Genomic DNA, 9,996 nt, shown 5'->3' with positions numbered 1-9,996 from the left:
ATTAAATTATATGTAGATTTTGGGTGGGATTTTTCTTAAGATAGATTAAATTTTTATATAAAATGCTATATATACTAAAATAACCCCCATAATAAAATATTTTTTACCATGAGAGTTATTTAATAATTATCTTTAGTTAAATATAGCATTTATGTCTTTACCAATTTCAATAAAATATCTGCTATATAAAATATTATTTAAGGTAGATTTATTTTTATTTCCATTTTCGAAATAGGTAATATTTATCTAAAAAAGCATCTATATAGAATAGATGCTTTTTTATTCTAATCAACTTCTATTGATAAAATATTAATATATGGAATTGTAATATTTTGACCTAATACAGATTCATATGTCTGTAGTGCCAATAAGTTTCATTGTCAATTAAAATCGAGTACATTTTGCCAGAGTACTTAGAATTCACAAACCATCTAAGTATAGCAAGATTAGTAATATCTAAACCAAGTTCGCAAGCAGCTTTTTGAGAAAATTCTAATATTGTATATTCCATAATTTTACCCCCTAACATTTATTGCAAATAAAATTATCCTATTACTTATATTATAAACCACACAAATTGAAAAGTGTTAATGTAGCCGGTGAAAAATCTATGCCTTAGGCCGTAGCCTAAGACATTTTCCAATTATTTATAAAATACTGCACTTATCAAAAAATTTGAACCATACTTTTCATTTTCAATTATTCCATCAGTACCCCAATCGCCAAATCCAGCCTTAACAGCTAAAGGTCTTAAATCACCATATATAGAAAAAACTCCTTTCGACCAAACCTTTTTATAACCATGTGATTTTAATAATATTTTAATTTCTTTAAGGTTTTTTCTAGATATTTTATTAACTTTAAGTATATCTTTGCTTATTTTAAAAAATCTTTTATAAAACAATGTGCTATCACAGTAATGGGCAAATAGTAAACAGTTTACATCACCGCTTATTTTTATATTACCTTTTAAGATAACTGCATTTTTATCAGCTATTTTATACGCATTTTCTATTAATTTATTCATTTTAATCTCCTAAATAATTTTATATACTACTAGGTTTTCATATTTTTTAATTAATATTTATATTTAAATAAAAGTAAAATGTATAATTAATCTTATTGCCATAAATACTATAAAAAGTAGAGTAAAAATAACGAAAGGAGTATTATAATTGAAAAAAAGTAGAGAAAAACAAATTGTAAATATATCTATTTTAGGTATTATAACTAATCTCATTTTAGCAGGTATAAAAATTATAATTGGTATAACATCTGGTTCTATTGCTATTACATCTGATGCAGTTAACAATTTAACTGACTCATCATCTTCATTAATTACAATCATTGGTACAAAATTAGCTCAAAAGAACCCAGATAAAAATCATCCATTTGGATTTGGAAGAATTGAATATCTAACTAGTATGATTATCGGAATCATAGTTTTAGTTACCGGTTTTGAAATAATTATATCATCTGTAAAAGGTATTTTTTATCCTAATGCTGTAGATTACAATTTGTTGATAGTTTTTGTATTATTTATCACAGTAGTAGTAAAAACTTTTCTAAGCATATATATTGAAAAACAAGGAAAAAAGCTTAATTCAGGTGCTTTAGTAGCATCAGGAAAAGAGTCTAAAAATGATGCAATCATTTCAATCGTAACAATTATTTCTGCAATAATATATATGATTACAAAGTTTTCTATAGATTCATATGCGGGACTTTTTATCTCTATATTTGTTTTAAAAACTGGGTTTGAAGTCCTTAAAGATACTATAAATAAACTCCTTGGCGGAAAAATAGACTCTGAAATAAAAGATAAAATTTATGAAGTTATCCAAAGCTCTGAATATATATTAGGAGTACATGATTTGATATTAAATAATTATGGACCTAATACAAATATCGGTAGTATTAATGTTGAAATGGATTATAAAAAGACTCTTGGTGAAATTTATCCAGTGATTCATACATTACAAATGAAGATTTATCAAGAAACCCATGTTTATCTTATTTTTGGGATTTATGGCGTTGATAATAGTTCAGAAACTACTAAAAAAGTTTGGAGTATTCTCAAGAATTTTAAGGAAAATGAACTGCATTGTCTTGGATGTCATGGAGTGGTAGTTGATGAAAAAGATAAAAGAATCTTTTGTGATGTTATTTTAGACTTTTCTTGTGATAGGAGTGAAATAAAAAGTAGATTAGAAAAAACAATCAAAGACAAATTTAATGAATATACAGTTACAGTAATAGTTGATTCAGAGTTTTCATAGATAATCTGAAATATTTATAAAATTAAATCTAAATTTAAACATATTAAATACTCACTATATATAAATTTTTTCCAACCGCATATTTTTAATCAGTGTGATGTGATATAGTTATTTCAATGGATTAGAGTACTTTTTAGTCCAATATTTATTTTTTGCACTTCGGTTGGAAATTTTTCTTATAATTATTGGTATTTCAACGTTCATGTTATATTATGTAAATAAGAAATGTGTAAATTACTGGTAATTTAACCGTAACATGAGATGTATTTAACTCAATTTTTAAGTTCGCAATATCTTTAAATGGTGTACCTTTATACTCCACCATATCGCAAAACTAAGTACGCAATATTTTTAAATTGCGTACTATCCATAGAATATATCCAACTATCACAAAAATTCCTTACACACATCCTACCCCATTCTGACAAACACAATACTTACATGCCCCTTCGCCTGTTCTAAATGGGCAGTAATAAATCACTTTATTATTTTCTTTTACAACCTTTATATTTAATTTGTCTATTGGATGCATCGGCATTTCCTTCACATAAGTCAAATATAAACTAGAAATAATAATCCATTTATGATCCTTTTTATCTTCTGCCATATATTTATTTAAATACGTTTCTAATTCTAACTTCAAATCATTTATAACATCAGTTGAAACTTCTTTATCTTTTGTTATTTGTGTATTTTTCATTTCAAGCAAAGTTTTTCTATTATGTTCACTAATTTTAATTGTTGAATCTCTTGCCTCTAGTAATTCCCATTCTTTTGGGGTAATTTCATATTTTAGCTTGGTTATTAACTGCGATAATTTCATTATTATCATCTCCTTCTTGTATTAAAAAAGCAGGAACGTAAAAGTCCCTGCCCTTATAAGTAAAATTATTATATTTATATGCTTATCTTATTATTTAACTTGATCTATTATTTTATTGATATCAGCTTCTATATTAGCTATTTTTTCTAAACACTTAACTTCATCTTGACCTTTAACAGCTACATAGAATTTAAGTTTTGGCTCAGTTCCTGATGGTCTTATAGCTATCCAAGAACCATCTTCTAAGAAGTATTTTAATACGTTAGATTTTGGTAGACCGTCTATACCTTTTTGGTAGTCTTTTAAGTCTACAACTTTTGTATTATTAAATTCTTCTATGTCGTTTTCTCTGAAGTAAGTTATTATTTCTTTTATTTTAGCTAGACCTTCTATACCTTTTAAAGTTAGTGAGATTGTTTTTTCTTTGAAGTATCCGTATTTTTTGTATAATTCTTGTAATCCTTCATATAAACTCATGCCTTTATCATAATAGTAAGCTGCCATTTCTGATATTAATAATGATGCAACAACACCGTCTTTATCTCTTGCATGAGTACCAACTAAATATCCGTAACTTTCTTCGTATCCGAATAAGTAAGTTTTATCTCCACTTTCTTCAAAAGATTTTATTTTTTGACCTATAAATTTAAATCCAGTAAGCACGTTTATAACATCTAAGTTATTTGCTTTTGCTATATCTGCACCAAATTCTGAAGTTACTATAGTTTTAACTAATGTAGCTTTAGGGTCTAGTTTATTTTCTTCTTTAGAACTTTCTATTATATAATTAGTTAACATTGCACCTATTTGGTTCCCAGTAAGAAGTGCATATTCTCCTGTTGTAGTTTTAACAGCTACACCAACTCTATCGCAGTCTGGGTCAGTTGCTATAACTAAGTCAGCACCTTCAGCTTTTGCAAGAGCAATACCTCTAGTTAAAGCTTTGTGTTCTTCTGGGTTTGGATATTCGATTCCTGCAAAGTTTGGATCTGGATTTTGTTCTTCTGGAACTACTAACACATTTTTAAACCCAACTTCTGATAAAGCACGAGTTACAGGCACATTTCCTGTTCCACAAAGTGGAGTGTAAACTATTTTGAAGTCTTGTCCAACTTTTTTAACTAAGTCTTTTTTGATTACTTGAGTTTTTACAGCTTCTATAAATGCAGTATCTTGGTCTTCTCCTAACATTACAACTAAATCTTTTTGATTTTCTTTTATAGTTGGTATTGTTGAATAATCTTTTATTGAATTAACTTCATCAGTTATTGCAGCTGCTATTTCAGGCATAACTTGTGCCCCATCTTCCCAATATACTTTATATCCATTGTATTCTGGCGGGTTGTGGCTAGCAGTTATAACTATACCTGCTATAGTGTGTAATTTTCTAACAGCAAAAGATAATTCTGGAGTTGTTCTTAATGAATCAAATATATATGCTTTTATACCACAAGCTGCTAATGTGTTAGCTGCTTCTAAACAGAATTCTCTAGACATATTTCTATTGTCGTGAGCTATTACTACACCCCTATTTTTTTCTTCTTCTGTAGTGTTTTTCATTATGTAGTTTGCAAGTCCAAAAGTAGCTCTTCTAACAGTGTATATATTTATTCTGTTAGTCCCCGCTGCTATTATTCCTCTAAGTCCTGCTGTACCAAATTCTAAATCTGTATAAAATCTGTCTTCTATTTCTTTTTCATTTCCCTTAATATTTTCAAGTTCTTGTTTTGTTTCGGCATCGAAATAATCACTTTCAAGCCATTGATTGTAAATTTCCATGTAATTCATCTGCATTCCCTCTTTCAAAATTTAAAACTTTATAATTTTTTACAAATATTACAGAAACCTATCCACATATATTTAAGATAAATTTCTTCATATCAATATATTTCTCTTTATGTATATTGTATATTGTTTTTGGGTGATAGTAAACATAAATATTTTTAAAATAACGTTTTCCGACTTATTTTTTACATTTTATGGAAAGCTTTTTCTTTTTCAGATATTGTCTGTCTCTCAATATATATTGTATAACAAAAATATATTTATAATAAAAGGTATGCATAAACAAAATTTTTATTTTATGCATACCTTCTTTATTGCTCAATTATTCAGCCTTATTACTTAATTACTAGTCTTTATCACTATTCTTTATCACTACATTAATAATCTACATTACTGTTCTTTATTAATTATGTAAAATTTAATAACTTCCGAATAATTTCATTATGTAAATAATTTATATAAATTCAATTATATAAAATTATAATCTTCTATAACTTATTTACATCCAGTTATCTTATTGTATATTTTCATATAAGTTTCTGCCACTTCTTCAGGAGAAACATCATTCATACTTTCTTTATTTACTACAGTAGTATAGTATAATTCAGTAAGCTCATATGCAACATCCTTTGCATTTCTTTGAGAAGATCCTGTTACCCTTTGTTCAGCCATAATTATTCTGCCTCCTTAATTTTTACAATATTAATTTAATATACATTCTCTCTATTAACTTAATATTAAATCAACATATAATATATTTTTTCTTTATAGCTATTATATATTATTTAGGCAATATATAAATCATTTTTTTATAATTATTAAAAAAATCTTTCGTAATATTATCATTTTCGCTCTCCTTATAACTCACTCAATATTTTCCTTAATTTCATATATAAAACTCTCAGAATATGCCATTAAAATCAGAGATTTCGTCGCAATTATAAACTATCTGCCACCTTGATAAGCTCGTTTATTAACCTAAAATATCTCAACCTTATTCCTATCTAACCTAACACCCCTAATAAACTGATTTATCTTCATATCATTCACACTATCACCTCTTAATTTCCCATTTTATTATCCATACTATTATCCCTTAATTGTTCTTATAATCTATATTAATTAGAACTTAATAATTCTTCCTGTCATCCTACTGCTATTATACATTATTAAATATTTTTAACAAACTTTAACCTATAATTGATAAAAAAATATCTCCATTTTACCTTTAATAAAAAAAAACACGATAATTTAATTATCGTGCAAGGGTGGGTTAAATTATTTAAGCTATTGCTAAATTTACATTTATATAACAACATTTCTTACTTATAATAGTATATTATCTTACTAATTAAATCAATTCATTATAATACAAATTCATTCCATTTAAGAATCGATTTTTTAGAATCAATTCTAATTTATAATATATTCTAATCTTTTGATAATAAAATAATAATATGATTTGTTATCCGACTAATTTTATATTTCTTCTTTTTATATTGTACATAAAATAATCCATTATATTCCTCATAGCCTATTCCTTTATTCCTTTATTCCTTTATTCCTTTATTCCTTTATTCCTTTATTCCTTTATTATGATTATATTTAACAAGTTTGTGATAATTGAATATAAAATCTTTAAGTTGGATATAATCTACTTACTTATAAAGAATATATTCTATATATGTATAGAATTTGTTTTAAACAGTTTAAAATACTGACTTCAAACAATGATTTTTAATTTAAAAATATATAAAAATAAATTTTAAAAAGGAGTATGAAAATATGTTTTCAAAAAAACAACCTGTTGTATTTGAAACAAAAAATTTAGAATCTATGACTAACTGTCTCAATAAAGACGAACTTGAATCTTTAGTACATATAATTCAATCTAAAATAAAAATGGCTTATTATAATAAAATAGATCTTGGTTCAGACCGCGAATTTTTAGATAATTTCCCGAAAGGTCAAAAAAGAGACCTCGAAATTTTGCGAGGAAAGTTTAAAAATAGCTTAAAATGTCCAAAATGTGGTCATTTAGAACTTAATAAAAATGGAATTACTAATAATCGACAACGATATATTTGCAAAAATTGTAGAACTACATTTGATGAAAGAAGCTTTTCTCCGCTTTCTAATACTAAGCTAAGTCTTGATACATGGTTAAAATATTGTCGTTTTATGATAAAAGGTGGAACTATAAAGTATTGTGCACAACAAGTTTCAATCAGTATTCCAACATCATTTTTTATGCGTCATAGAATCTTAGATGTTTTAAATTTATCATTGAGAAATCAAAGTTTTGAAGGTCTCGTATATGTCGATGAATACCATCTAAATGAATCTTTTAAAGGAAAAAGTAATAACAAATCTATAGAAGAAGACCGTTATTTTAAAAATTTTGAATATGAAAATTTACCTAGAAGTATAACTTTCACTTTTATGAATTCAAATATTTTTCTAAAAAATCCAGCTAAATATCTAAAACCTATACAAGTCAAAATTAATACAGCAATGGACAGAAATGGTCATATTCTAACAAGAATAATAGAAAATCCATATTTTAGGTCATATAATAAGAAAATTTGTCAAGATGAACTATATTTCTTTGAAGGCAAACTGAAGAAAAATGTAACATTATGTTCTTTTTTAAATTATCCATATAGAATAATTTCGAATAAATTTAAAGTTAATTTTAAAAAAGCTAAAAGTCGAATGAGCGCTCCAATTTATACAGTACATCATGTGCTTATGTATCATACAAAACTATCTAATTGGTTGGCTAACTTCCATGGTGTTGCTACTAAATATCTAAATAATTATTTAGCATGGTACTCTTTTTTATTTAAAGTTCAGAAATTAACTAAAATTAGTAAAATAAACGACTTATTTATGGAATTTACGACAAAAAATTTATCTATAACTAAAAAAGAAATTCAAACTAGAAAAGTAGAATTTATTTAGACTTAAAAAATATATATGTTTAATATGAAGATTATTATTTATTTATAAATTTAATTTATATTTTTAATAATTTTAATTACTTAATTATTATATTTTCTCTATTCTGTATTTTATCTCCCATACACTTTATATATTATTTATCACAAAGTTGTTTAATATAATCATAATGTATTGAAGTAATAAGTAATAAGTAATAAGTAATAAGTAATAAGTAATAAGTAATAAGTAATATTTTATTTTATACCATCAATTTTTAACAAATAAAAAGGAGCAAGTACAAAAATATATTTTTATACTGCCCCATTTTACATTGATTTTTATTTAGATTAATTACATATTAAATTAAGCAAATTATCGTTTGGTGGAACGATTGGGAATACATTGATGTCGTGATCTATCTGACATTCTATAAGGACTGGTTTGTCTAGTGTTAAATTTTCTAGAATTTGATTTAATTCTTCTAAATTTTGCGCCTTATGTCCTTCTATTCCGTATGCATTTGCTAGCATTATGTAATTAGTTTTATCGTATATATCTGTTTCTGAATATCTCTTATGTGAGAATAAGTTTTGCCATTGTCTAACCATTCCTAGTGCATTGTTGTTAAATAGGAGTATTACTATAGGCAAATCTTGAGTTGCTACGGTTGCAAGTTCGTTGCAGTTCATTTTAAAACTTCCATCACCTGTAACTAGTAGGACGTTTTTTTGCGGTGTTCCTAATTTTGTTCCGATAGCTCCTCCTAGGCCAAATCCCATTGTACCTAAGCCTCCTGAAGTTATGTAACTTCTTCCTTTTTCAAAGCTCCAATATTGCGCGGTCCACATTTGATGTTGTCCGACATCTGTTACTACTGTTGTATTTTCGCTTCCTAATTTTTTATTAAATGCTTCTAATATATTTTTAGGATGGAAGGCATTTTTATCTATTATGTGTTCTGTATCTTTAAAAGTATCTATTTCAGATAACCAATCTGAATTATTTTTAGGTTCTACTATTTCTAAAATACCGTTAAGAACATCTGTTAAGTCACCTATTAATTCAATTTCTGCAGGTATATTTTTGCTCATTTCTGATGAATCAATATCTATTTGTATTATTTTTGCATTTTTTGCAAATTCATCTTTATTACCAATTACTCTATCACTAAAACGTGCTCCTATAGATATTACTAAGTCTGAGTTTGATATAGCTAGGTTTGCTTCTTTGCTTCCATGCATTCCTACAAGCCCTAATGAAAGTGTATCCTGTCTGTCTATTCCGCCAAGTCCCATAAGTGTATTTAATACTGGTGTATTGATTTTTTGTGCAAAGTTTTTTAATAAATCATATTGATCTACTGATTTTATTCCACCACCTGCATATATTACGGGCTTTTTAGATTTTTTTATTAAGTTTGCTACATCTTTAAGCTTATTTTTTGTTTCATTTTCTTCTCTTATTTCAAACTCATCTTTTATTTTGGAGTTTTGACATGATGGTATATAATTTTCCATATTATAATCTATGTCTGTAACTTGTAGATTTTTAGGTATATCAACTAAAACAGGTCCTTTTCTTCCTTCATTTGCAATTGTAAACGCTTGGCTTATTATTTTTGGAAGTTCTTCTAAGTTTCTAACTAAAAAATTGTGTTTTGTTATAGAATAGGTTACTCCTGTTATATCAATTTCTTGAAATGTATCTTTTCCTAATAAACTTGTTCCAACTTGTCCTGATATTACTACAAGAGGTGATGAATCCATATATGCAGTTGCTATTCCTGTAACTGCATTAGTAGCTCCTGGTCCCGAAGTTATAACGCATACACCTGTTTTTCCAGAAGTTCTAGCGTATCCATCAGCCGCATGAACTGCGCCTTGTTCATGAGATGTTCTTATATGTTTTATTTGGTCTGTATAATCATATAGTGCATCATATATTGGTATTACACTTCCTCCAGGATAACCAAACATAGTGGTTACGCTTTCTTTTATTAGACATTCTATTATAAGATTAGCACCTTGCATCTTGATTTGTCCCCCTTAAATATTTCTTTTATCAATTTAATTAAACTTTGTAATTTTTATTGGGATGTTACATATGACTTTGTAAACGATAATACACTTAGTGTATATATAAAAAGACTTCGCGAAAAAATAGAAG

The 9,996-nt window shown here is 26.5% G+C and carries 8 protein-coding genes; 2 read left to right on the top strand and 6 right to left on the bottom strand.

Annotated elements, in window-relative coordinates; translation table 11 throughout:
- Positions 1–337 precede the first annotated feature (337 nt).
- Positions 338–511 carry a hypothetical protein gene (locus I4U58_RS10205; RefSeq protein ID WP_195931225.1) on the bottom strand — a complete coding sequence of 58 codons (174 nt, stop codon included), beginning with the start codon at positions 509–511 and terminating at the stop codon, positions 338–340.
- Between the two features lie 132 nt (positions 512–643).
- Positions 644–1,027, bottom strand: a complete 384-nt coding sequence (locus I4U58_RS10200) for a hypothetical protein (protein ID WP_195931223.1) — start codon at positions 1,025–1,027, stop codon at positions 644–646.
- Between the two features lie 148 nt (positions 1,028–1,175).
- Here I4U58_RS10200 and I4U58_RS10195 point away from each other — a divergent pair, with 148 nt between their 5' ends.
- On the top strand, positions 1,176–2,279 hold the full coding sequence (locus I4U58_RS10195; protein ID WP_195931221.1) for a cation diffusion facilitator family transporter: 1,104 nt from the start codon (positions 1,176–1,178) through the stop codon (positions 2,277–2,279).
- Between the two features lie 400 nt (positions 2,280–2,679).
- Here the strand turns inward: I4U58_RS10195 and I4U58_RS10190 are convergent, their stop codons facing one another.
- The 3 genes from I4U58_RS10190 to I4U58_RS10180 all read right to left on the bottom strand — a co-directional run bounded on the left by I4U58_RS10190 (position 2,680) and on the right by I4U58_RS10180 (position 5,559).
- A complete protein-coding gene (locus I4U58_RS10190; RefSeq protein WP_195931218.1) occupies positions 2,680–3,102 on the bottom strand; it encodes a DUF2115 family protein in 423 nt (140 codons plus the stop codon).
- A 90-nt stretch (positions 3,103–3,192) separates the two neighbouring features.
- Positions 3,193–4,890, bottom strand: coding sequence for a phospho-sugar mutase (locus I4U58_RS10185; protein ID WP_195931216.1), 1,698 nt, complete (start codon positions 4,888–4,890; stop codon positions 3,193–3,195).
- A 492-nt stretch (positions 4,891–5,382) separates the two neighbouring features.
- Positions 5,383–5,559: a hypothetical protein gene (locus I4U58_RS10180; protein ID WP_195931214.1), complete on the bottom strand. Its 177-nt coding sequence runs from the start codon at positions 5,557–5,559 to the stop codon at positions 5,383–5,385.
- 1,113 nt (positions 5,560–6,672) lie between these two features.
- Here I4U58_RS10180 and I4U58_RS10175 point away from each other — a divergent pair.
- The gene (locus tag I4U58_RS10175) at positions 6,673–7,851 is read left to right on the top strand and encodes an IS1595 family transposase (RefSeq protein WP_195931213.1); all 1,179 of its coding nucleotides are present in this window, start codon (positions 6,673–6,675) and stop codon (positions 7,849–7,851) included.
- 326 nt (positions 7,852–8,177) lie between these two features.
- Here the strand turns inward: I4U58_RS10175 and ilvB are convergent, their stop codons facing one another.
- Positions 8,178–9,860, bottom strand: a complete 1,683-nt coding sequence (ilvB, locus tag I4U58_RS10170) for a biosynthetic-type acetolactate synthase large subunit (RefSeq protein WP_195931211.1) — start codon at positions 9,858–9,860, stop codon at positions 8,178–8,180.
- Between the last annotated feature and the right edge of the window lie 136 nt (positions 9,861–9,996).

This window comes from Clostridium sp. 1001270J_160509_D11 (assembly GCF_015667935.1).
In the GTDB taxonomy this organism is placed as follows: domain Bacteria; phylum Bacillota; class Clostridia; order Peptostreptococcales; family Peptostreptococcaceae; genus Intestinibacter.
Note: the sequence above shows the minus strand (reverse complement) of the source record. Positions and strands in the feature narration are given on the sequence as shown.

What these genes read in the sequence shown, in the direction of transcription:
- I4U58_RS10205 (WP_195931225.1), bottom strand. Translation starts at nt 511, where the DNA reads ATGGAATATACAATATTAGAATTTTCTCAAAAAGCTGCTTGCGAACTT.
- I4U58_RS10200 (WP_195931223.1), bottom strand. Translation starts at nt 1,027, where the DNA reads ATGAATAAATTAATAGAAAATGCGTATAAAATAGCTGATAAAAATGCA.
- I4U58_RS10190 (WP_195931218.1), bottom strand. Translation starts at nt 3,102, where the DNA reads ATGAAATTATCGCAGTTAATAACCAAGCTAAAATATGAAATTACCCCA.
- I4U58_RS10185 (WP_195931216.1), bottom strand. Translation starts at nt 4,890, where the DNA reads ATGAATTACATGGAAATTTACAATCAATGGCTTGAAAGTGATTATTTC.
- I4U58_RS10180 (WP_195931214.1), bottom strand. Translation starts at nt 5,559, where the DNA reads ATGGCTGAACAAAGGGTAACAGGATCTTCTCAAAGAAATGCAAAGGAT.
- I4U58_RS10175 (WP_195931213.1), top strand. Translation starts at nt 6,673, where the DNA reads ATGTTTTCAAAAAAACAACCTGTTGTATTTGAAACAAAAAATTTAGAA.
- ilvB (WP_195931211.1), bottom strand. Translation starts at nt 9,860, where the DNA reads ATGCAAGGTGCTAATCTTATAATAGAATGTCTAATAAAAGAAAGCGTA.